Origin of the sequence: Halarchaeum sp. CBA1220 (genome assembly GCF_003721175.2) — an archaeon.
In the GTDB taxonomy this organism is placed as follows: domain Archaea; phylum Halobacteriota; class Halobacteria; order Halobacteriales; family Halobacteriaceae; genus Halarchaeum; species Halarchaeum grantii.
The window spans coordinates 58478-83263 of the sequence record NZ_CP054710.1; the positions used below are offsets into that span (position 1 = coordinate 58478).

Sequence of the window (24786 nt, forward strand, 5' to 3'; positions counted from 1 at the left end):
TAGATGACTTGATGCTTGATTGAATGGAATATCGTGACTTACACTTCGATGACGGGGGGTGTGTACAGGAGTATTCGGAGGAGTCACATCGGCGGTGGTTAGGTGTGGATGGGGAGATTTTGACGAATACAGCCCATAGAGAACTCGTACAGAGCCGATATACATCGAAGGAGGTGAATCTTTTTATGCCTTGGATATACACAGGTGGTATGGTCGGTAGTGATTCCGGTGGGACGGGTCAATCTAGATTGGAGGGTAGTGAAGAAGCACATAGTGGAAAGGAGGAGCCTGAGATAGCGATGAAGAGCGGAGAGGCTTCGGGAGAAACAGAGGACGTAGAGAGTTCCGATGGGAGCGGGCAACGAACGATACGGGAGATGTTCGACGAGGAGGGGAGAGAGTCCGTCTTCGTCAACAGAGACCTCGTCGAGCCCGATACGATCATCGATGAAGAACGAATCGTCGGCCGCGATGAACAGCTCGAATCAGTTGTCACCTATCTCAAGCCAACCCTCCAAGGGAATCGTCCCCCCAATATGCTACTGTATGGGCCCGCCGGGACGGGAAAATCCCTCATCATCGGGGCAGTAACACACCAAATTATCGACCTCTGTAAGTCGAAGGGCGAACGCTTCGGGGTCATAGACATCAACTGCCAGCCGATTAATACGCTCGACCAGGCGGTCTACGAGTTGGTTCAGACTGTCGCGAGCACCACGGACTCCGAGATCGGCGTTCCTGAGACGGGGGTGTCGACGAAGCGGAAGTACCGACGCCTCTACGAACTCATCAACGAGAACTATGATTCTGTCATCTTCATCCTCGACGAGATTGATCTTCTAGTGGGTCGACGTGCGAACGATGAGCCGGCGTACTCGAAGCTCCTCTATCAGCTCTCGCGGGCCAGTAATACGAACGAGATAGAGGGACGCGTGTCCGTCGCGGCCTTGACGAACGACCCGAAGTTCATGGAGGATATCGATGGCCGTGCAGAAAGCTCGTTCAATCCTCGCGACGTCTACTTCCCAGACTACGATGCGAACCAACTCCAGGAGATTCTCCGAAACCGGAAAGACGCCTTCCGGGAGGACGCACTCCAAGGGGACGTGATTCCGCTCGTTTCTGCGTTCGCCGCTCAAAGCCATGGTGATGCTCGGAAGGCGATCGACCTGTTCCGAGGTGCGGGAGACTTAGCGGACGAGCGAGGCGACGGAGCAGTTCGGGAGGAACACGTACGTGATTCCCAAGAGGAGATCGACAAGGACCGGTCGTTGAAGCTCGTGGAGGGGCTGACAACGCAGAAGAAGATTTCGCTGTACTCAACTGCGGCTGTGACTCGCTACTCGAAGCGGACGGGTGGTTCGGTGCCGAGCCCCGTCGGCTTCAAGGTCTATCAGTGGGTCACGGATGAATTGGACGCGGACCAGATGACGCGGGAGACGTACGTGAAGTACGTGAAGGAACTCTCGACGTACGGGTTAGTTTCGACGTCGAGGAAGAGCCGTGGTCGTGGTGGCGGGATGTATATGGAGTTCACCTTCACGGGGGATCCGAACGCGATTATGGATCGAATCGTGGATGATACGCGGCTGGAAGCAATTGCAGATCAAGAGGAGTTACTGCAGTCAGTCGTGAATGCACAGTTGCGAGAATTTCAGAATAAGTAGCGCGGTCGGAGTTATTCCACGCCCACCCCCCGTCATCGATGTGTAAATCCAGACTGGGCAGGTCGACTGAATAGAGGGAGTAAGTGGGGTGGGAATTGAAGCAGGAGATTGGTTTGTTGTAGAGCCTGGTATCGCACTCGTATTGGTGATCGAGGAGTAGAGGAAGGAATACCACCCTCCCCCCGTCATCGATGTGTAAATCGAACGAATACGCGGGCGTCAGATATGGCCGGGCAGATCTTTGATTCGGAGAAACAGGCTCGAGACTGTGTGAGAGGTAGGCTCTACTCCGTTGAGGAGTTAGCAGTGGTGAAGATTCTGCCGCAAATAATAGCAACTACATCTCATGTTTAGTATTACCTTTGGGCCTACTACGGGTATGGTACTTATGGCTTATACTTAAAGCTTCGTCAGACAATAGTTCTTCGCTAGGACCCACTCTAAATCCACCTCCTAGGACTTCTACCGCCTGAAAGCACCGGAACCTGGCTATATCGCCAATATTCCTCTCAGGCACCCTCCCCCTCGAGGACGTTTACACATCGATGACGGGGGGGGAGGGTTCGGGTTCCCCTATCGGCTCACTCTGTTCCCGAAACCGTATGGAAGGATGGTATGGGGAGGGTGGAGCGTGTGATGTCCCTCCCGAGGACACCTTTTCTGGGGGTAGGCAAAAAGATGAGTCAGACGATCGCCCAATTCACCCGGCAGTTAACCTGCACATCGTTGTTCGCGATTGAGAGGACGATCTGGACCAAGTGAATCACTCCCGTGGCTATTGACATCCTCCTCCGCGTGACCGCAGAGGAACCCCACGGCACCGCACCGCTGGATTGGGATATTAGGGTTTGCAGTCTACCACCTCTGCCCGAGGTTGGAATCCTCGGGAGAGGTCGTGAAGGTAGACTCCGGGCTGTGCCAACCAGCCGGTACTCCTATCCTCGTCCAAACCGGCCGAAGACTCGGAGTTACTTTCGTTGATGTCGAGCCGGATGTTCTCCGCCCCATTTACGTCAGCGTTGAACGCTGCCTCACACGCCTCACAGACGTAGAGGCCACGTTCAACACGCTGACTGTCGTCCTCTCTCCTGCACATGCAACAGGTCTTGCTCGTGTCGCGCTCGGACACTTCCACGACTTCGATACCTTCGACTTTCGCTTTGTAGGTGAGAATCGACGTGAAGCGGTCAAACGCCCACCCATGCAAGTCGAGGTTTCCGTGCCGACCCCAATTCTTCGACTCACCGTCTTCGTCCTCGCGGACACCTGCGAGCTTGCCGACGTTGATGCGTCCCACTTCGTTCTCGGCACACCGTTCAACGATGTGCTTTGCCAGTGAGTGGAAGAAGTGGGTGCGACGCTCTGACCACTTTGCGTGGAGCCGAGTAGCTTCTTCGCCGCCTGAATCATCGCACTTGGCGATTTCTTTCGGGAAGTAGTAGCCGTCCTGTTTTAGGCGGTTGCCGGGATACAGGTCGGCTTGCTCGGTACTGTATGCGACCGCCGCGAAGTTACAAATACCAAGGTCGATGCCAGCAGTCTCGTTGCCGGGTACGGCAGGCGTCTCAACCTCGTGTTTGCACACTAAGTGCAGTTCCCATCGATCCGTTGCGTTGTCGTAGACAGCGCGAACCTGTTGCAGGTTCTCAACAGTAGCCTCGGGACGTGTCTCGTACTCGATGAGGATGTAATCCCAATCGCGGGGATGGTCTTTGTGATTCGCGCCTTTTGAGAGCCGAACACGGTTGTTCCCGGTGTCGTGACGGATGCCTTTCTGCTTCCACGTCACCGTTGAACGGGGATGTTCTTCGTGGACTCGGTTCCCGTGGTTGTCGTAGTAGTTGCGTTTGCGGTAGCCGGGCGGATTCGCACGAGAATCGTTCTTGCGTTTGCCGTACCACGAGTTGAAGGCTTCAGCGAGTTCCTCCAGAACGCGCTGACTGGACTGACTGTGCAGTCCCTTGTATTTGGGGTGTTTCTTCAACTCGCTTTTCAAGTCCGAATCGTCGGCGATCTCACCGGTATCCTCCCAGACTTCTCGGGAGTAGTAGTTCGCAACGTTCCAGAGTTTCGATGCACTCCATCCATGCCTGTCGAGCAGCTCAGCCACTTGGCCGTGGTTGAGGATTTTCGCTCGGTAGGTTCGGTGGATGTGCATCGGTGAAACGTCTCCATAACAGGTTATGTAGTATTCTACTGTAAATACTTGGATTGGGGCGTGGAATATCCAGCTATGCTATCGACGGTAGACTATGTAGGAGTTGTCGGATTCATCCTGACCCTAAGGGTCGGGTATTCTCCTCGGTTCAGTATAACCGGTTAACTAATATTCCGATATGTTTAGTATACGGTATGCACGACTTGACTGGTTTTCAGCGCGACCTGCTCTTCGTTATCGCGGGTCTCGAAGAACCGAACGGGCTCGAAATCAAGGAAGAGCTAGAGACCTACTACGAGACTGAGGTCCACCACGGGCGTCTCTACCCGAACCTCGACACCCTCGTCGAGAAGGGCCTCGTCGAGAAGGGCACTGTCGACAAGCGAACAAACTCCTACACGCTCACGCGACGTGGCCGACGTGAACTTGAGGCTCGGCGTGAGTGGGAGAACCAGTACGTCGACGTCTAGGGCCCAGCATATCTCTTTTCGATTGCTCTACTCCACGCCGGTGTTCGCGAACGCCGTCAACTCCGGTACCCGTGTCTCTGCGAGTTCTCGTCGAATATCGGTCCGATCCCACCCGAGGGGGGGACAGGATGCTTTCGACAGCTCTGACGAGCTGGGTATCGTAGTACGCGGCGTCGTAGGTCTCGATTGCTTCGTGGGCGAGGGCGACACGGTCCCGTGAGAATTTCTTGTCGTCGACGACCACGTACTCGATATCCTGTCCGGGGTGGACGCCGAGGTCTTGATCGCGAGCGCGTTTCAACGCGGCCACGTTCTGCGTATTCTGTGTGTATCCTTCGAGTGGTTTGGAGACGCGACTCCGTTCAACGAGTGCATCGACCGACACTGCCCCTGCATGGAGCCGATTGATCGCGTCTCGGAGTCTGTCGAGGACTGCGTCCGGTGACTGTGTCGCATCGAGTCGGTCGAGACAGTCCCGCTGGACCTCCTCGATGAACGGTGGGGTCGAGCGCTGGCGGGCTTCGATGCCTCTCACTTTGAACTCGTCGTCGCCGGCGACCTTCTCGAAGTACTTCGTTAACGCGCCGGCGTCGCTCTCGCGCTGCGGCACGAACGCGACCCAGTCGTAGTGGGCTTCGTGTTCGAGCCGAATCTCGACGGTCTCCGTGATCTCCGTCGCGAGCGCCTTGAGATCCTCTCGGTCATCGTCGTCGACGTCGGGGTCCGGGGTCACCCAGACCGAATCGACGATGCCGTGGACGACGCGCCAGCCGCCGGCCTCCAGTCGTTGTTTCGCTGTTAGCAGAATCTCGCGCGCGAACGCGTTGATTGCTTCGTGGCACTCGATGCGGCCGAACTTCGCGTTGCTAAATCCTTGATACCCGAAGCAGGCAACGAGAATCCACTTCAGCGCACCCGACCGCCCCTCGAGTTCCGCCAGTCGGTCCTCCTCGGGGTCGTCACACTGTTTCTCGCGACGGATGGCTGCCTTGATCTCGTCGCGCGCGCCGATGATCGGTTGGAGGATGTCGACGAGGTAGCCGCGGTCGTCGCAGATCGAGTATCCGAGTCCGGGGACGTCGTCGCGGTCGCTGTGGCAGTCACACCGAATGACGTCTGGTGAGACGTTTCGGGTGCAGATGATGTTCGGGTACAGTGAGGAGAAGTCGAGTTCGTGGACGTTCTCGTGGAGCGTCCCCATCGGCTTGAAGAACTCGTGGCGCCAGGAGTTCCACGGGACGAGGACGCCGCGGTCGTGGGCCTCACAGATCTGGATCGCGGTGAGGACGTTCCCAATTGACGCCCACGCGGCCTCCTGGATGGGCTTTTTCGAGCGCGACACGAGGTCAAGGACGCCGTCGAGGTTCGTCTCCCCGTAGAAGAACGTGTTCGACTCGTCGATGATCGCCCGCCCGGGCACGTTGTACCGCGCCGGTGAGTGACCAACGCGACCGTAACTCGAGTACGTCGACCGACTCGCCAACTGCTGGTAGTCGACGTCCGGCCACCGGCTTAGTGAGAAGTCGTCGACGCCGGCGGCCCTTGCCATCTCGTACAGTGTCGGGACGATCTCGCTCGTCGAGCAGACCAGGATGTCCGGATTGTGTGCGTCGAGCGCTCCCTGGACAGCGGTCAGGATATCCGTCGGTGGGCCGGTGACGGTGTCGTCGGCGACGGACAGCTCTCCGTAGATGTCGTTGTTCGTTTCGGTCACTGGGACGCTGAGGCGGAGCGTCGATAGCTCGCTCGCCGGTGTCGGATCGATATCTTCCTCGAGACAGTACCGGAACTCCCGAGAGAAGTCCACGTTGAAGCAGGCGAGATCTCCGACCGGATAGTCTGGGAGCTGGCGCGCTTGCCGGGTGAGTGCGGTGACGCGGTCGATGTGGGAGACGTCGAGGGCGAGAACTCTATCCTCGTCCCGTCGAAAGCCGGGGCGTCGTGCAACCTGTTCGGTCGCGACGACGTGCGGGTGCTGGTCGTACACTGACTGGAGTGTCGTGAGGTCGAGATCGGTCTCTGGGTCACGAGGGGCGACGTAGAAACGGGGTGTGTAGTCATCGCGCTCGGTCGCGACGGCGCCGTCGGCGGTCGCCTCCCACTCCAGGACGCGACCGTCGTCCAGAAAGTCGATGCTGAATGGCATCGTCACGGGTTCGCGTCCGGTGGGTCGGACTCCTGGTCATCGCGTGCGGCGACCGCGGCTTCGAGTTCCTTGAGGCGCTCTTCGTGGTCGTCGAGTCTGGTCTCTTGCTCGAGATCGATGCTGAACAGCGCCGGTAGCAACGGATTCTGGTGGTTCAACAGGCCGCTTGCGTCGGCGTGCTCGCGGGCGTACTCGAACAGCCGGTCGAATCGCGGCTGGTCGCGACGCCGCAGCGCCCGCCGGAACTCCGCCCAGCGCTCCTCGATGGCCCGAAGTGCATCCCGGTACGTCGGGTTTGTGCGTCCCATCGTTATTGGCCTCCGGCTCCGGTCGCCGTCCACGCATCCAGTAGGGGATCCGCGGTAGCCGACACCGTCTCACCGTCAGCTGTAACGCCTGTCCCGACGCCCTCCGGGGTCGGCGTTGACGGCGTCGTTGGTTCAACGCCGACCTGCGTCGCGCGCTGCGAGCAGCTGGCGCCAGTAGGCGAACGTTGTCTGGTAGTACGCGCCATCGTCGACGGGATAGACGAGCGTCTCGAACTCCTCTCCGACGACCCGTGGCCCCATCCGCGTCTGCTCGCACTCGAGGTGGTGGTCAGCAATCGTCGCGACCGGTTCGGTGAATTCGTTTCGTTCGTTTCGCGTAACGAGCACCGGGATATCGTACCCATCGGCGTAGGTCGCCAACCGGGCGAGGGTTCGGGCCTGGAGGGTTTCGGCGTGGGTCTCGCCGAGAGTGTCCTCGCCGCGGTACTGGGCGTCGACGGCCGGTGCGACGATGATTGAAGGGGTATGGGGGGACGAGTCCTCGTCACGACCTGGTGCTCTTCGACTGGTTGTCCCGATATTGGCGGTGGATTCCTGGATGGACTGGTTCACTGCTGTCGGGAGATCACAGACGGCGCCGTAGTGCTGGTAGGCGGTGAAGCCGCGTGCGACGTGGATTCGGCTCAGATCGATAGGTCAGCCAGAGTGAGACAACAGCTTAGTCGCGACAGAGAACTGTCTCTCTAACCGCGACGCCTACTGCCTCTCCAAGTCTTGGGGGAACCGCGTTACCCACCAAGCGGTAGGCGTTTGTTCGGCTCTCGGGGAACCAGTACGTGTCCCTGAAGGACTGGAGGCGAGCCGCTTCTCGGGGAGAGAGCGAGCGTGCCTCAGTTGGATGGATGAACATGTGACCGTCCTTCTGGATGTGCGCGAGGATCGTCGACGCCGGTCGAGCAGGATTTTGCTTCTTATACTTATCTGGGAAAACGTCGTCGCGATACGGTTGCAATGCTGTACTCACTTGGCCGATGTTCCAACCGACGCCGTGACCAAGTAGCTTGTAGATTGTGAGGTCGAGGTGGTTGTGCCAACGGGCGTCGTGGTTACGAAGTTCTTGGTCGTCCCATTCCTCCTCGTCGGGGATGTCTCGAACCCACTCTTGGTACGGCGACACCGGGGGAAGCGTGTACTCCGTTGCCTGAACTGGTGGCATCTCTCCACCGGGCGAAATCGGAGGGAGGTCGAGAATCGCGTCGGCGACGGTCAGATACGGCCGTTTCGTGTCACGGTCACGCTCAAATGCAGGAAGCACATCCCTCTCTCCCGTTCCGAGGGTCGCCTGTGCAGCGTCTCCACCGTCTCTGAGCTCCGGTCTGACCGCCATCGGCTTGTCCTTCTCTCGGTCGGACGGCTCACGGTGTGTCTGCCACGCCTCCAGATCAGGCAGCGTTGATCCCTCTCTGCACCCGACAAAGAAGAGTCGCTCTCGGTGTTGGGGGACACCGTAGGCTGCAGCGTCTACCTTTTCCCAGTCAGCCGTATAGCCGAGACTCTCCATCTCCTCGGTGATGATCTGGGCCATCGGTACCTCCTCACCGACGGGGAATCGCTCAGTCTCGTGTCCTTGCCCGATGGGGAGAGACTCTTGGACAGTGTCAGACTCTACAGTTACCGTGTCCGTCAGCATCCCTGGAACGTTCTCCATGATGAACGCTCGTGGTTGATAGTGGTCGACATACCGCAGAAAGTCGAGATACAGTATGTTCCGGTCATCATCGTCAACTGAACGGTCTGCGAGCGACCCGAGCTTCGAGCGGCCGATCGTGGAGAAGGAGGGGCAAGGGGGACCACCTGCGACGAGGTCCAGTTCCTTGGGTTCGATATCGGGACCATCGACTGCGGGATCCGTATCCCGGATATCTGCCTGTATCACGTGGTCACCGTGGTTTTCTCGATACGTTTCGACGGCGGACTCGTTTTGGTCGACCGCCCATCGAACGCCGTAGCCGGCCCGTCGGAGCCCTTCAGAGAGTCCTCCTGCGCCACAGAAGAGGTCGATTACAGATAGCTCCGAATCCATCGTGCGAAGGAATGGGCGGGAGTGACGAAAGCCGTTCGGAACGCTGGTCAGTTCTCGAACGCGTCGATGACCACAGCCATATTTATCAAATCGGGCTCGTCCGGTACGACCTGCTTTTCGCTCTTAAGTCGGACCATCTCGGTGTTTTTCTTTTCGCGCAACTCAGCGAGCTGACTTCGGTGCTTTGCAAGCACTGCGCTCATGTCCTCGCCCGAGCGGTCACGCTCCTCGAACTGTTGAATGCGTTCTTCGAGGTCCTCCATTCGGTACTCGAAGTAGTTCTCTGTGTGCTCTCGGCGGATACGGACCTCACGTTCCCGATCTTCTCGTGCCTCCTGTGCGAGATCGTTGATGAGCTCCTGAGCTACATCATCTGCTTCCGAAACGAGCTCTTCTGCCTGCCCGGCTACAGTGTCGATTGACGGGTGATCGCCAACTGCTGATGCAGGCAAGCCACCAGTAATATCGATGTTCTCTGTCTTCGTCGTTCCATCTGGTGTGACGTAGACCTGCACGAGTTTCTCAGTTACCGTGTCACCGGTCCCTGAGAGATAGCCAATCCGGTAGTTACAGAACAGTCCCGGTGTTTCCAGTTGCTTTCCCCCGGTGAGGATGGCTGTCTGTCCACCCACCGCATCCGTATCCAGACAGTACGCCATCATCGAGTGGACTACAGGATGGTCGAGAGTGATGAATTCGAGTGTCTCATCGACAAGCGCGTTTTCCCGATCAAACGTTGCGCTATCGTACCGACTCTCGATATCGTCGCCGGTGAGTTGGCTCGGAACGACCAAGTCAAACACGTCACCACCGTCTTCGGCAGGACCGGGACGGACGTTCCTGAGGCCTCCACCGAACTCTTGGCAGACGGTTTTGACGAGGTATGCGACATCTTCATCGCTGACCGTATCAGCACCACTCTCCTCGACGATATCGAGAATTTCTTTGTCCTCTTCGCTCAGATCGAACTTATCGCGGATGAGCAGTTCGTCATCGACCCGTCGGACAGCTTCTTCTTGGTCTTCGACGATCGCCTCGAGATCGTCGACGACAGCATCAGGACTCTGGCCGGTCGCAAGCGCAGACATGATTTGATCTTCGAGATCGACATCATCGAGAACGAGTCCGAGGACGTCCGAGCTCATACCCAGCGTTTCTTCGATTTCGTCAATCTTCTCGAGGAGTCGCTCAAGGATGATGCTCTCACGAGTATCTTTGAAGAAGAGATTCCGGATCTCGACGGTCTCTTGTTGACCGTAGCGGTGAAGCCGTCCAATCCGCTGGTCGATCCGTGTCGGGTTCCACGGCAAGTCGTAGTTCACCATGATGTGGGCGAACTGCAGGTTCAGTCCCTCTCGTGCGGCGTCGGTGGCGAGCATCACGTTCGCCGGTCCTTCGAACTTCTTGAACTGCTGTTGACGCTGGGACTGAGACAGGTCGCCGTAGATCTCCGCAATATCTCTGTCCCCAAACACTCGGCCTTTGAGATACTCGAGTGTGTCCGTGTATTCGGTGAAGATGAGGATTTTCTCGTCAGGGTCCTCCTCCAGAATCCCGTCGACGTACTCCCGCAGTCGTTCCGCCTTCGAGTCAACCGGGATCGCCTTCGCTTGGTTGTACAGGTCGCGAACGATCGCAAGTTCTTCCTCTATTTTGTCCGGATCGCTAGAGACAACTGCCCCACCAAGCTCTGTTTCGACGTGCTCACGCTGGGCCTCCGTCAGCATCTCGGGGTCTTCCCGGTACTCATCAAGGAGGCTCTTCGTTATTGGGGAGAGGTCGGACGGGTCGGCACCGCCTGCTTTGATTGACTCCATCCGATTCTTCAACGATTGCTGAATCGCGTAAATCGACGAAACGAGACGCTTCTGGTACAGCACCATTGCGAACCCTGCAGCGTCGTTCTCCTCCCGACTGGCAAGGTTGTAGTACTCGGTGATGTACTCCGTAACGTCGTCGTAGAGTTGGCGCTCTTCTGGCGTGAACTCGACTGGGAGCGTCTGGATGTTTTTCTCCGGGAACATCGGAGACCCGTCGGCTTCGTACATCTCATCCTTCAGTCGCCGGATCATCAGGTCTCGCAGCCCCTCTTTGTCGACGTCGTGCTCGTCGCGGAAGCGGTAGGGGTCAAGTAGCGAGATCATGAAGTAGAACTGATCACGCTTTCCGTTGTGTGGGGTGCCAGTCAGGAAGAGGAGACCATCAGAGGTTTCAGAGACGGCTTCACCTACCCTGTAGCGGTCGGTCTTGTCGACGCCTCGCTTTCCTTCACGGCGAGCCGTAAGGTGATGTGACTCGTCGAAGAGTGCGATGTCCCAATCTTCTTGGACGTTCTTCAGTGCCGAGCGCATGTCCTCCTGTTTAGCGAAATCGATGGAGGTGATGATGCGGTTTTCGTGTGACCAGACGTTCTCTGCAGGGTAGGCGTCCTTCTTCGCCTCGACGTAGTCGCGGTCGTAGATGACGTAGTTTGTGTCGAACTTCTCGCGGAGTTCCTCTTGCCACTGGGTGGTTAGCGGTGCCGGAGCGACGATGAGTACGCGGTCGGCTTGCCCCCGCGCAGCGAGTTCCTCAATGACGATTGCCGCCTCGATCGTCTTCCCGAGGCCGACCTCGTCGGCGATGAGATAGCGGTGGTCGTAGGAGGTGAGGATCTGGTGGGCAGCCTTCACTTGGTGGGGGGCGATATCGATCCGGTTGTTCTCCAGTGCGACGAAGCGGTCCTGCCGGTGGGCAAGGTCGAGTTCTGCCGCCTTGGCGCGTAGGTTGAACCGGTCTGGATCGTCGAACTCTCCTTTCTGAAGGAGAGTATCGCTGCTGTCGATCAGGTCGACGACGGCTGCGGGGAGCTTCTTCGACTGGTCGTCGTCAGTCAGGATGTGGAGCAGACACTGACCCGACGGTCGGTGGTTGGCCTTGACGAGCTCACCCTCACCGCCCGCGAAGCTGACTCGATCGCCGATATCGAAACCGCATTCGCAATCGGACACTGCTGAGTTCAGATGTGGCGGCTGAACTTAATTTCTCCCACGTTGTCGTTCCCGAGAGAGGATGGAGTTCCCCGGTGTTCTTTTGCCAGATGGGTGGTACTGACACAACATCATGCAACGTGCGTTCCGCGTCGGCGAAGTCTACCGTGATACAGGGAGCTTCAGGAACGCAGACGACCAGTTCCTGCGCTGGATTCGGGGCCCACTGAGTAGCGGTATCAAGAACGTCGGTGGTATTCGGGACCTCGGCGCCGATCGTGCAGATACACCGGCAGCCTTGGTACTCGTCTCGAACGATAGCGGCGTGTCCCAGCACGAGGACCCGTGGGAAGACACGTTAGCCGTCAACCGTGGGGAGATCCACTACTGGGGTGACGCGAAGATGGACAATCCCTACGACGAGTCCAGCCAGAACCGGAAGATCACGGACGCCTTCGACGACACCGCGTCCGGCCACCGTGAAGAAGTGCCGCCCGTCCTCGTCTTCCGGAAGCCCGAGTCCGGCGTCGTCGAGTTCTGCGGGCTCTGCGCGCCCGACCACTTCGAGGTCCGCTCCTACCAAGACGGCTCCGGGACACAGATCCCAAACTACCTCTTCCACTTCTCCGTCCTCAACACGGAGGCCGTCCCCGTCTCGTGGCTCCACGATCGCGCGCAGATGAACGACGACCGGAGCGCGTCGGACGTCTGGCGACACTGGGTTGAGACTGGCGAGGTGTCCCAGTGGCCGACCGGCGAGACGCGCGAGCGCAGTGGTCGCGTCCGGACATACGAGACGAGTGGGACCGTCGTCAGCGACGCGTTCCGCGATGAGGCGTTCGAGCGCTTCGGGCACGCCTGCGTGATGACCGGCATCCGCGAGGACGACCTGCTCGACCTCGCGCACGTCCTCCCGCGCAGCCAGCGTCCCGACCTTGCCGAGGACGCCGAGAACGTCCTCGTCCTCAATGCGCTGCATCACCGCGCGTTCGACGCCGCGCTCTTCACCATCGACAGCGACTACCGCATCCGTGCCAGCCCATCGTTCGACCCCGCACACCCCTTCCTCAAGGAGACGATTGTCGACCGCCGGGGTGAACGGCTCGCGCTTCCCCCCGACGCTCGGGTTCAGCCCACGTTTCTGGAGGAATTAAACGAGGGACTGTCGTGGTTGTAACAGAGGTACTGTGGGGGAGGCGGTATTTATCTAGTCGGGGGGAGTTCTTCGCGTAACGGCATGCCGAGTCGACCGACCACGTTCGATGACCACGACCCACTCGCTCAGAGTCTCCTTCACGTTCTCGAATCTTTCATCGACGAGATCGGTGACCGGGGCTGCACCGGACACTTCGACAAGGTCATCGACGGGAACTTCTACCTGAAAGGGAAGCACCTGATTCAGGAACCGGAGCGATTCATCGAGGACCACCTCGTGTTTCCGGTTCTCGAGCAGGTACTGGGGTACTCGATCCGTCCGCAGCCGAAGCAGTACGCTCCACGATGGCCGCGCGCCGGCGGCGTCCCGGATTTCTGCATCACCTCGATCTCGATCGAGGAAGCGATGCAACGCGACCTCCGGTTCTTCGGGGAGGTCAAGCCACCGAAGAAGCTCGATCGTGCTTGCGACGATATGGTCGAGTACCTTGACAGGGATCTCGACGTGCACGCCATCGCGATCCTGACCGATGGGTTCGACTGGGAACTCTGGGTCCGCCCACGCAACCAGCCGATGGCGGAGACCTCAAACCCCTACGCGGTGGCGAGCCTTCGGGAGCCGCTTCGGACCGTCCGAACCAGAAACATGGCTACTGAACCGTATCAACCGCACGCCGTCCGGACGCAAATCGACGTCGACGGGTTCGCCGGATTCACCCAGAACGCAGCTCGACGGTTAATACGGAGTGAGTTCGGCATTCAACTGGGACAATAGCCTCCGCTGGAACCGCCGGATTGCTGGTCAGTTTGAGCCAGATCAACTTCTGGGACAGCGGATCATTCGTCACCCACGGCTTCCTCGACGATCGCGATCTCCTCCTCATCGAGGTCGTAGAGGTCGTAGACGATTTCGTCGATGAGCCGGTCGGTCTTCTCGATCTTCGCGTCGAGTTCGTCCGCGCGCTCTTTCGTCTCGATGTAGCGTTCGAGGTCCGCGGCGACGTCGTCGATGTCGGGGAGCGTGATGGCCTTCAGGCGGTCGATGAGGGAGTTCGTCTTCGTGGCGTTATCGCGGAACCCGCCGATCTCCTCGTCGACGGCGACGGGGACGAACGCCTCGACGAGCGCGGCTTCCTCGTCAGCGAGGTCGGCGAGCGTGAACGCCTCGACGTAATCCGTCTCCGTGTACCCCCAGGTGTCCGTCTCGAACTCGTCCTCGTCCTCCGGTTTGTAGCGCGCCGTCGCCTCGATCGTGACGCTGTGGCCGTCGCGCTTCGTACGGACGTTCTCCACTTGGAGCTTGTCGTAGTCCTCAGTGGTGGCGTCGAGGATGTTCGACGACGTTGGCTGGAAGAGACCGACGTTGGGGAGGTTCGGACCCTCCGTGTAGTTGCCGAGGTAGTCGAGGAGATTGAGGTTGAGGGCGTGGCGGCTATCGACCCAGTTACTGAGCGTTCCCGACAACTCCGGGAGTAACTCAGCGTACGATGGATCATTGGGTATGGTAGGTTGAGCGGGTTCGTCTGAACTGTTCCAGCCTTTCCAAGATCGTATTCGGTCCAACAATTCGGGAGAATTGTTGATTGACTTAGCGTCTTCAGATAGTTCTCGAATTGGGATTTTTTCTAGGTCAACAACCGACAACTTGGGAAAAGAATCTGTCACAACACTATTTGAGATACGAGGGAAGACCCACGATACCAAACTGGAATTCAAAAGGGCAAGAATATACTTTTCAGGATATCGTTCGTCTTCAACCAATATATTTAGGACCGTATTATAGTTACAGAAGGTTTGATCCGTAAATGCAGCTTGAATTCTGTATCGCCCCTCAGATGGGATCTGCCGGACTAATATTCTCGGTCCCGTTAGAAAGCGTTTATCTCGATAATCATGAAGATGTGTCCCATATTTTATCCATGTGTTTCCATCAAAGCTCACTTCGTACCTACTAACGTCCTTCCCTGAAATTTGCGGCAGATAGTCCGTGTCCACCTTCTCTGTGGCGTGAAATACGCGATTGTCAATCTGTTCTTTGGTGTGTTTTGAACTATTATAGGCTTGAACTCCGATACTGAGTTCTGCTATTTCTTTTAGATCAATTGAAACGGATTTTATCCGCTCCAATATATTCGTTTCTTCCCTCGTAGTTGTGGTATCAATCCTCTTTGAGTCCGTCTCCAATATTGTCTTCTGAGAGAGTTTCTTAACCTCTCGTTTTTCTATTGTTGGTGTGGAATTATCTAGTTCTGACACTAGAATTTCTTCGGGGTCTGTATCCTTTTTAAGGTGTAGAATAACCGTATCAACCGTTGCATCAGGGAAAACTAATGCCGAAAATGTAGCGATCTCTTCTACTCTAGTATTTTCGAGAGTGAATTCTCTAAGCTTTGTTTTGTTCTCAATCGTAAGCCAGGGGGCTGGCACTATATACCCGAACTCTCCGCCAACGCGCAACTTCTTCACTCCTTGCTCGATAAATGCATGAAAATAATCAACAAAATACTCCGTTACTTGGTAACTTGAACGGAGATATTCGTCTAGAATGCCGCTAGTTTCGACGTACGGCGGATTCCCGATGACGGCGTCGAATCCGGCATCCTCTAGCCGCTCCCCATCTTCACCGTAGAACGCGACGGGGAACTCGAGCTCCCAGTGGAAGAACGCCTCCTCGTCGGCCATGGCCTGCGCGCTCCGGAACCAGTCCTCGCCCGCGACGTCGTCCCACGAGTCGTCGCGCAAGGCTTCGGCCATCTGCTCTTCGGCGTTCTCGGGGACGTCGAGGCCGAACTCGGACGCAGTGTGGACGTTCGCCATCGCGAGGAGGTGCTGATACAGCGGGTCCTCGCGAACGTCCTCGTAGACTTCCTCCATCTCCTTGATGTCGGCGAGGGTCTCGTTGTCGATGCTGAGGAGGTCGGTGAAGCGCTCCATGACGTGCTCGAGGGCCTGCTGGCGCGTGTGGTCGAAGGACTGCTGGAGGGTGAGCTGCCCACTATCACTGTTCTCGGACTCCCCGAGGACGTCCTCGATGTCGCTGCCGACGAGGGAGTTCCCGGTTTTGAGGTGGTGGTCGAGGAACGCGAGCGGCTGCTCGGCGGCGAGGGTGCGCAGCCAGAGGGAGACTTTCGCGAGTTCGGTCGCGAGCGGGTTGAGGTCGACGCCGTAGAGACACTGTTGGGCGACCTTTCGGCGCGCCCAGTTGATGTCGCGGAGTTCGCCCTCCTCGGTGACGGGGTCGCTGATACGCTCCTCCTCGCCGGCCTCGACGGCCTGCTGGTCTTGGCGCTCTTGGGCGTCGATGATCTCGCGGGCGAGGTAGTCGACGGCGTTCACGAGGAAATGCCCGCTCCCCATCGCGGGATCGAGGACCTTCAGGTCGAAGACGCGCTCGGCGAAGTCCTCCGCGAACTGGCTACCACCCTCCTTGCCGAAGGGGTCCTGTGCGAGCAGGTCTTCACGGATATCGTCGACGAGCGGGCCGAGCGTTTCGTCGACGATGTACTCGACGACGTACTCGGGCGTGTAGTACGAGCCAGTCGCCTTGCGTTCGCCCGCGTCTGTCCGCAGGTAGACGTCACCCTCCGGGACCGCGACGCCGTCACCCGCCTCGGCGGCGACGTACTCGCCCTCAGAGAGCGTGAGGTCTTCGGGGGCGACGGCGAGCTCGTACTCGAGGAGGCCCTCGTAGATCGACCCGAGGTGGCGTTCGTCGAGCGAGGAGTAGTCCACGAAGACCGTCCCTTCGCCCTCGTCGGCCTCCCGCTCGGTCAGGAGGGCGATGACCTCCGCGAGGTACGTGTCACCGACCTCGTGCTGTGAGAGGAAGCGCGCTTCCGCGCTGTCGTCCGGCTCCGGGTTCGTCCGGAACAGCCCGCCGTTGTACGCGGGGATGTAGAGATGCTTCGGGTCGATACCCATTCCCTTGCTCCCCTGGTCGATGAGTTCGAAGAGCTCATCGAGCGTGCCCCAGAGGTTCGTCTGCCACGACTGGTACTGCTGGCCGGTCGCGTTTCGGTTCGACACGACCCTGCGCTTCAGATCGTTCAGGCTGTAGCTGTCCGCGTAGATGTCGTTCTCTGTCGGGAGGAGGTCGCGGCCCTCACTTTCGGCGTAGAGCACGAAGATGAGCCGGTAGAGATAGATGAGCGAGGAGTCGTGCACGAGATCGAGGTCCTCGGCATCGAGGTCGTCGTTCGACTCGAGGAATCCCTCGGCGAGCACGCGGATCGCCTCGTAGATGTTGTCTTGGAGGTCCTCGCCGAGCGCCTCGGCGAAGACGCTGGACTCGTCGTAGACATCGTCGAGGAAGCAGTCACCCGACGAATCGGGGACGAAGGCTTCGCGGCGGAAGAAACAGTAGAACTCCTTGAACTCTTGCATGCCGGCCTCGCCGGACGCGACGTCGGCCAAGAGTTCGGGCAGGTCGATCTCGTAGTAGGAGTCGAGGCGGTGGCTGGTCGGCCCGTAGTAGAGGCGCCACTGGGCGCCGTTCGTGAGGACAGCCCACTGGACGGGGGTCTTCTCGAGGTAGTCGTGGATCTGGTAGGACGGGTTCTCGTAGTCGCGTTTCTCCTCGCCTCGGGTGTCGAGTTTGCGGCCCCAGCGTTTCGCGTCGGCGACGGCGATCGCTTCCTCGTAGAAGTCCCCGCGATCGAACGCTCCGTCCGCAGCGGCCTCGGTCTCGAAGAATCCGTAGTCCGGACGGCGCGCGCCGCGCTGGACGGTCTCCTCGATCTCGAAGGGGACCCCGAGGATATCGAAGACGGGACGGATGAAGTTCCGCTCGAGCTGGGCCTCGTTGTAGTCTGAGACCCGATCGCGTTTCTCCTCCCAGAGTTCTTCGATGTCGTCGTAGGCCTCTTGGACCTCATCCGCGTCGACCGACTCCCAAGGCTCCGTCTTCCGGAGATGGTCCGAGAGGTAGTGGTTCGAGAACAGGTCGCGATTTGTCCGATAGGTAGTTGGATCCGTCATTGATGTTTAGGGTCGATGGGGAACGGCAGCTATACCCTATCCGCTACCTCCCACACAATTAATACTTTCCCACGGGTCGAAAAATAGGCCGTCGTCTGTGGATTCTCGACCAACCCAAACTAGAGAACAACAGGAAACGCGAGCGAACGCGATACCGGTCAGACAGAGACCGGAACGGCGCCATCCGATTCAAGTAAGAACAGACAAAGCTCGCGGAAAGAGCTCACTTTCGCCCCCTCAAGCAGGACGCCCAGTTCGAGGTACCGGTCGAAGCCATAATCGGTGACGTTGGCACTCCCAACGTAGGCCGCCCGCGAGTCGAACAGCATCACCTTCGCATGGAGGGTGAATCGCGGGTTTTCACCGCCCTGTGTTCGCTTCTGTGGGGGGGTATCCTCGTCCCAGACAGTGTAGTCGACGAGGGAGAGGTGGGAGGAAACTCCCCGCTCAGCCGCCCGCTCGCTAAAGGATGTGATTACCCCGTAGTTGTGTGAGTCCGGATCCGACAGGTATCGCGTCACGATGGTTACCTCGACCCCACGTTCAAGCGCGTCGAGCAGGACATCGGCAAGCCGGCCGAGTCCTCCGCCCTCGAAAAACGGAGAGAGGAGGATAATCTCGCGTTCACAGCGCTTGGCTTGGCTCGCAAGTGTTGAGAGCAGGCCGTCCATCCCGTAGGAGGCCGCAGTCGTGGTACCAAACGCAGGATCGTCTGGGAACGTGACCAGCGGAGTCACGTCCGTAGTTGGAACACGCTCACGGTGGGCGTCGACAATCTGGATCGCCTCCCGCGTTTGGTCGAATATTTCTCGCGTTCGCGTGCCTTCAACTCGGAAGCGCGCCTCAACGAGTTCCGTCTCGTAACCCTCCCGATGTACGACACCACACTCACTGAGTTGCCGAAACAGGTCCGTTGCAGCTTCCCGACTCAGTGGCGTATCCCGTGCGACGGCAGCAGGCGAGAGTCGCTCAGAGCGGCCAGCGCAGACTAGAAGGAGCCCTTCCAGTTCATCAAGGAGTTCTTCGTCTTGGTCAAGGAGATCGGAAATTGCGAGCAGCCGGTCAGCGGTCGATCGGTGTTTTGTCATCGTGTGAAAGGTGGGAAGAGGTGTTACAGGCGCCAGAAGCCCTCGATGGATCGGTCTGTGTTCGGACGGCTTCCGAAGAGATAGTCCCGACAAAGGACTTGGTTGAAGTACGAACAGCTAATCTCGCTCACATGCAGGCAGGACAGACAAGCCCCGTCACGCTGTGAGCAGACTGGATCCATCATGCACTCGTTCCCATGGGCTTTCGCCTGACCGAGGAGGTCGTCCAGTTGCTGTTCGACCATGGTGGTCATCCCACCGATGTTGAACTCCTCGCGGTTGTTGGTGTAGACGACCAGCGACAGCGCACGCGGGAAGAGGAACTCACTTAGGTTGGTTCGGTCGAACCCGCTGATGGTGCTCGCCTGCTTCAGAAGTATGTGCGAGAGCGTGTGCAGCATCTCGAACACGTACTTGGTCACCTGTCCCTCCACCGTGTCTGCTGTAGAGAGGTCGAAGCGGCCGTACTGATCGACCGGATCGAGGTGGTTCAGTAGGAACGCCCACTGCTCGGCTTCGGAAAGTTCCTCGATAGCGGCCCGGGCCCGCTCGATATCGTCGTCGGTCGGATGATCCGGAATCGCGGGCAGCGTGATGTTCCCGCGGACCGCATTCTCGTCGCTTGTCTTGGGAATGTTGACCGCGAGCCAGAGCAGTACTCTCGCCGAGTCGAGGTCGAACTGCGTCGCCTCCGTCTCAGAGGTGTCGACGAAGATCGGCGTCCCGTCGTCACTGCTTGCGTTCTGGGAGAAGGCGTTGAGTCGAGCTTCGTCCTCCTCACGGCCACCGCGAGTGTACCCATAGACGAAGGTTTGTACCGGGAAGTCCTCAATGACGCGAACGTCACGGAACCCGAGCCGCTCGAGATCGTCGAAGTACGTCCCGATCTTGTCTGCTTTCTGGGGGAAATCCTCTTGGCGAGCGGCCGCTTCCAGTTCGTCGATGTTGTGTGCCGTGAGCTCTTCGAGGCTGAGGACGTACTGGAGGAGCTCGTCGCCGGCGTCGGTCATCTCCTCGGCGTCCTCGCCTGCGTCTAGGTCGATCAAGTCTCGGAGGGCTTCACCGACGGTCTGGCTGTCGATCTCGCCGTGCTCGCGGAGCCACTCTTCAGCCCCGGCTAGGGACTCGACATCAGGTTCCGTCTGGTAGACCTCGATCTTGCGGTCGTCGTCGATTTCGGCGCCCTCGATCCCCTCGTTCATATCGACGGCCTGCAGGGGGGAGTCGGTGAGGCCGAGGTGCTTCGCGAGTGCCTTGCGTGCGCCGTCCTCACTCCCACGGAGATGCCCGATTCCGGAGGTGTGAAGATTCACCGTCGTCAGGTAGTGTGGGTAGTACGTCGAGCCCGCACGGTGAACGGTGGTGTACATCTTGTCCTCATCCGGGTCATCTTCGTGGGCCGGAGGGACGTAGTCACAGCCACAGTTCTGGTAGTAACTCACTCGCGTGTTCCACCCGCAGATGTTACAGCGCCACTTGAAGTTCTGTGCGCGCTGGCTGTCTTGGGTGTCCAGAACAATGTGCTGATCACCGTGTTCGGGGCATTTCTGTGGATACAGTCGCCTGATCTCCCCACAGCTGTGGACACTGACGAACTGATACTGCTTCAGGTCTCCGTTGCAGCCAGAGCGCTGGCACTTCAGTGATTGGTTCTTCCCGTTGAGGTCGTCTGCAGAGTAGTACCCGTGGGCCTTCTGGCAACTCGTGCAGTAGAAGGTCGTCGGGAAGGGACGGGCACGGACCTCTTCGGGGGCGGCGAAGTCGTAGTGTGACGGGTTGCTCGAGGTGAACCCCTGCTCTTTGCCGTCCCAGTTTTTCGCCCGAGCGAACACTCGATCGACGATGTACTCCCGGTCGACCTGCCCGCTGGCGTCGTTGGTCTCTAGGCGGTTCACCTGCCAGATGCCGCGTTTATCGCTGTAGTCGAACGTGTTCCCAGGGAGGAACTGATACAGGATTTGGTGGCGGCTACGTTGCATACTCATTGTTGGTCACCGGTTGTCCAGCGTCTCGAAGATCTCTCGATAGCGGTACTCGGAGCGGATCGGGAGTTGCTCGTCGACGTCGCGGAGGCTGCGCATCGGTGACCGCTTGATGCGACCACTCGTCCACTGGTCGTCGTCGAGGCGGAGTTGTGAGAGAGCCTCTCGGGTGAGGTCCTCGATATCTCCGCGGAACTCCTCGTGGTCACTTGAGTCACCGAACATTCCCAGCATCTGCTCTCGCAGTGCACCTTCATCGACGGAATCAGCAAACTCTTCGGCGTTGTCGCCGAAGTAGAGGTTGCCGCTCCCCTCGCGGTACATGTAGTGGTTGAGAAGCAGCCCCATGAATAGACCCGGATGAGTCTGTTTGACGCTGTTTTTCGCCCAGCGGTTGATCGGCACGGGCTCGACCAGCCGGTCAAGGAAGGCGTGGTACTTCTCGAAGAAGTGGTAGTGACTCAGGTCCCGCTCGCGAATGGGGTGAGCGACGTTGAACACGAGACCGGGACGGGAGCGACCCGCTCGGGAGCTGGCCTGAATGTATTCAGCCGTGCCGCGCGGCATCCCGAAGAACGTCATCATGTTGAACCGATCGACGTCGACTCCGTGGGCAATCATGTTCGTCGCGGTGATGGTGTTGAGTCGGCTTGCCAGCAGCCAGGCAAGCGCCTCACGCGTGCCCTCACCTGCACGGGCACGCTCGACGTCGAACTGGTCACTGTCGACGACGTCGTTGTCCTCGTCCAAACTCGCCTCAAGCGTGTTCCGAAGGGAGAGGACGTCGTCGGTCACGTTCTCCTCCAGCACGCCGCGGTCGATTAGCCGATTGAGAATCTTCTCGTCCGCCTTCTCATCCCATGGGTTCTCGACGATATCGAGGACCTCCATGATGGTCTCGAACCCAGTCCCACCAGTCATCCGCTCGGAGGCCAGCGGCGGTCTGCCGTCTTCTTGGAGATAGGCGTCAAGCTGGGAGACGATGGACTGGTCGAGCCGGTCACCGTCTTTCTTCGACAGCAGATAGGTGATGCTGGTGCTGTAGTAGCTGAGCACCTCCAGTACCTCGTCGATCGAGTCTGCTTCGAGCGGCGCCGTCGTGTCCGTTCCTTCGAGCGCAGCACCCGTCAGCACCTGATCCGGCTGGTTCAGAGACTCGCGGAACAGGTTCTGTATCTCCCGATGGTAGTAGAACAGGAGATCGATGATGGAGTTGATGTGGGTTTTTCCGTGGGGGACCAGCCCGATGTAGTACCGCTGGGTCTCCGCGCGCTCCTGTGCGTAGAAGTTCTCCCGCAGGTACGGCCCCGGAGAGGGGAAACGCTCAGCCGGACGCATGAACAAGTTGTGGACTTGGTCTTCGAACCCAGTGATCGTCGCCGTCGGCGCGATGACTTTCGTTTTCCCCGCGTCGACGAGCTCCTGCAGTTGGGCTACACCGGTCTCGTAGTGGCCGTCGAAGCTCCCCATGCTCTCTTCGAGTAGGTGGAGCTCGTCGGGGACCATCAGCGACGGCGCAGGGTCGTACGGCTCAACCGGGCGAGCCATGTCCGAGAAATCGTCTTGGTCGATTGGACAGCCGTACTTCTCCGTACACTCATCGAGGCTCGCGAACCCGTGGATTGGGCACTCGAGCGTCATCTCGCCCGTGATGAGGTGGGCGAACTTCCGCTGATATCCGATGGCGGTAATTTTGTCGATCGTCCCCGCGAGAATCGTCGGTGCATACCGGTAGAGCTCGTTGTCGACCACGTGAACCGGGAGCTCCTCCTCGGCGTACGTCTCGCTGGAGCCGAGCGACCGCGACTGCCACTCACAGTCGAAGCTGCTGCCTGTACAGCAGTGGGTCAGCCGGTGGTCATCCTCGGTCACTTGGACCTCGATGTCGGCGCCGCAGGCCGGACAACTCGGGACAACCTTCGCCTCACGGCGGAGGCTCTCTCCAGAAGGGCCCTGATACTTCTGGTGGTTGTTGTTGTCGTACCCCGTGAGGGCGTTCGGCGTGTTCGCCTTCCCGACAAGATAGCCCATCGAGAACGGACGGGAGGGGTGCGAGCCGATGTCGGACTGTTCGCGACGGACGAGGTCGGCGTACATCACCGTCTCCGTCATCCGTTGGAACTGCTGGAGCGAAAGGAGCCGGAGCGGGAACTTCGTCCAGGCGGTGACGCCGAAGTCCTTCCCGCGGAGCCGGTCGAAGAACATGCTCCAGACGGCGACACCGAGGAAGGCCTCGGTCTTGCCACCACCCGTCGGGAACCAGAGCACGTCGACAACATCGAGCGGAGACTCGGCGTTCTCTGCGCGGTCCTCGGTCGACCCGTCGCGCCAGCTCACGTCTGCCCACTCCTCAAACTCACGGCTTGCGACGTCGGGGACCTCCATGACGATGAACACCAACTGGAAGAGACGCCAACCGGGGAACTCGTGCATCCGATCCATCGCCTCGTTCATCAACTCGAACGCGCGGCCGATTGTTTCGGGATGCTGTCGAAGGCACTCGATTCCACGCTCGAAGCGCTTGATTTCGCGCTCGAACGCATTGCGGTCGTCATTGAAGTCCGCGAGGTCGCCTGTGTCCGGATCGTTGTCCCAGTCGTCGCGCTCGCGGTACTGTGCAAGCGCGTCGTCGTACTCCTCGCGAAGGTACTGACGCATCTTGGTGGCGATATCGTCGAGTGTGTCGAGCCCGCCGCCTTCCAAGTCTGAAAGCGCCTCGAAGGTCGCATCGACGTTCCGGTCCGCGGACTCGTAGACGAGTTGGCGGTACTCCGGGATGAACTGTGTTTCCAGCTGATCGGCTGTCGGCGCTGCGTCGGGTGCGCGCCGGCCAGGCGGGATGCCCTCCTCGTTCACCTGCTGGTCGTCACGCTCAGGGGCAGTGACGGTGCAGTTGCGTCCATGTCCCCAGAGGTCGCGGTTGTAGCGGAAGTCCTCGGGGAGCGGGTCGAACGTGAAGGGGACGAATTCGAGGTCACCCGTCGTCTTCATCTCGAGTCCGACCTCGAATAGAGTCGGATCCCGGATGGTGTAGATGGCGTCGTCACGCGACTGAATCGCCTCGTTCGCAACCTCGAGGTCGACGATCATGCTGTCGTCGCCGTTCTCCTCGTCGGCCATCACCTCGACCGTTAGCGTCGCGTGCCAGTCCGGGAGGACCTGATCGCCCTCCGCGGTCCGTTCCGCGAGGTACCCGCGGAAGCTCTCTTCGTCTTTCAAGGCGGCCGTGGGAACGGTGTCGTCATCCGTCTCAGCGTAGAGGTCGTAGTTCTCCCGAGCGTACTCATGGGCGTCCGCGAAGGCCGACTGAAACGCCTCTTGAGCCCGCTCCGAGACGAGATCCGGGGTGTTCCGGCTCGGCGACTGGAGCGCAGACGCCGGAATCTTGATGGGAGGGACATCGAGTTCAATCCGCTCGAAGACTGGGAGCAGGGTGTCACCATCGTCGTCTTCGTCGCGGTCACCCAGCGCGACGAAGGAGTCCCGGTTCACCATCTCCTTGTACGTGGGATTGACGCGCACCCACACGCTCGCGTTGATCGTGAGGATCAGCGCGTCACTCTCGGCACCGTCTCGGACGCGGACGGTTGCACCGAGACCGGTCGGCTGCATCTTCGACTGCAGGTCGTCATCAGGGTCGTCGAGTTGGTCCTCGCTTTCTGGCGCCAGTGCGCCTGCGAAGAACCGCTCGCTGGGGAAGTCACGTTGGACGCGATCGTCGACGTCACCACGAGCCTGTTTCAGTACCGTCTCACGGAGGTGTCGGGCGATACGTTCGTCGTCGGCCGGGGGTTCCGTCCCGGATGCGTTTCCTGTGGACAT

At 59.1% G+C, this 24786-nt stretch carries 12 protein-coding genes and 2 pseudogenes; 4 read left to right on the forward strand and 10 right to left on the reverse strand.

The annotated features are described in order from the left end of the window. Positions 1–377 precede the first annotated feature (377 nt). Positions 378–1667: an orc1/cdc6 family replication initiation protein gene (locus EFA46_RS15555; RefSeq protein ID WP_176969924.1), complete on the forward strand. Its 1290-nt coding sequence runs from the start codon at positions 378–380 to the stop codon at positions 1665–1667. An 841-nt stretch (positions 1668–2508) separates the two neighbouring features. Here the strand turns inward: EFA46_RS15555 and EFA46_RS15560 are convergent. Further along, complete coding sequence (locus EFA46_RS15560) at positions 2509–3825, reverse strand: RNA-guided endonuclease TnpB family protein (protein ID WP_123078947.1); 1317 nt, start codon at positions 3823–3825, stop codon at positions 2509–2511. Between the two features lie 194 nt (positions 3826–4019). Between EFA46_RS15560 and EFA46_RS15565 the strand changes: the two genes are divergently transcribed. Next, the gene (locus tag EFA46_RS15565; protein ID WP_123078949.1) at positions 4020–4295 is read left to right on the forward strand and encodes a PadR family transcriptional regulator; all 276 of its coding nucleotides are present in this window, start codon (positions 4020–4022) and stop codon (positions 4293–4295) included. Between the two features lie 27 nt (positions 4296–4322). On the opposite strand, the pseudogene EFA46_RS15570 reads toward EFA46_RS15565, so the two are convergent. The 5 genes and pseudogenes from EFA46_RS15570 to EFA46_RS15590 form a co-directional block, all read right to left on the reverse strand. Next, positions 4323–6441, reverse strand: a pseudogene (locus tag EFA46_RS15570) (type B DNA-directed DNA polymerase). Between the two features lie 2 nt (positions 6442–6443). After that, positions 6444–6749: a hypothetical protein gene (locus EFA46_RS15575; RefSeq protein ID WP_123078951.1), complete on the reverse strand. Its 306-nt coding sequence runs from the start codon at positions 6747–6749 to the stop codon at positions 6444–6446. A gap of 2 nt (positions 6750–6751) precedes the next feature. Continuing rightward, positions 6752–7397 (reverse strand): annotated as a pseudogene (locus EFA46_RS15580) (hypothetical protein); the annotation flags it as partial. A gap of 31 nt (positions 7398–7428) precedes the next feature. Then, the gene (locus EFA46_RS15585; RefSeq protein ID WP_123078953.1) at positions 7429–8793 is read right to left on the reverse strand and encodes a DNA cytosine methyltransferase; all 1365 of its coding nucleotides are present in this window, start codon (positions 8791–8793) and stop codon (positions 7429–7431) included. Between the two features lie 47 nt (positions 8794–8840). Further along, positions 8841–11783 carry a DEAD/DEAH box helicase gene (locus tag EFA46_RS15590; RefSeq protein WP_123078955.1) on the reverse strand — a complete coding sequence of 981 codons (2943 nt, stop codon included), beginning with the start codon at positions 11781–11783 and terminating at the stop codon, positions 8841–8843. A 112-nt stretch (positions 11784–11895) separates the two neighbouring features. On the opposite strand from EFA46_RS15590, the gene EFA46_RS15595 reads away from it, so the two are divergent. Next, positions 11896–12939, forward strand: coding sequence for an HNH endonuclease (locus EFA46_RS15595; RefSeq protein WP_123078957.1), 1044 nt, complete (start codon positions 11896–11898; stop codon positions 12937–12939). Between the two features lie 60 nt (positions 12940–12999). After that, positions 13000–13692 carry a hypothetical protein gene (locus EFA46_RS15600; RefSeq protein ID WP_123078959.1) on the forward strand — a complete coding sequence of 231 codons (693 nt, stop codon included), beginning with the start codon at positions 13000–13002 and terminating at the stop codon, positions 13690–13692. 62 nt (positions 13693–13754) lie between these two features. On the opposite strand, the gene EFA46_RS15605 is transcribed toward EFA46_RS15600, so the two are convergent. From EFA46_RS15605 to EFA46_RS15620, 4 genes are all read right to left on the reverse strand, one after another. Then, positions 13755–17894 (reverse strand): TaqI-like C-terminal specificity domain-containing protein, encoded by a 4140-nt coding sequence (locus tag EFA46_RS15605; protein WP_123078961.1) that lies wholly within the window; start codon positions 17892–17894, stop codon positions 13755–13757. A gap of 158 nt (positions 17895–18052) precedes the next feature. Further along, a complete protein-coding gene (locus EFA46_RS16330; RefSeq protein WP_123078963.1) occupies positions 18053–18982 on the reverse strand; it encodes a phospholipase D-like domain-containing protein in 930 nt (309 codons plus the stop codon). A gap of 23 nt (positions 18983–19005) precedes the next feature. Continuing rightward, entirely contained in the window at positions 19006–20961 is a 1956-nt protein-coding gene (locus EFA46_RS15615) for a hypothetical protein (RefSeq protein ID WP_255494163.1), read from the reverse strand. Between the two features lie 12 nt (positions 20962–20973). Further along, positions 20974–24786, reverse strand: coding sequence for a helicase-related protein (locus EFA46_RS15620; RefSeq protein ID WP_123078967.1), 3813 nt, complete (start codon positions 24784–24786; stop codon positions 20974–20976).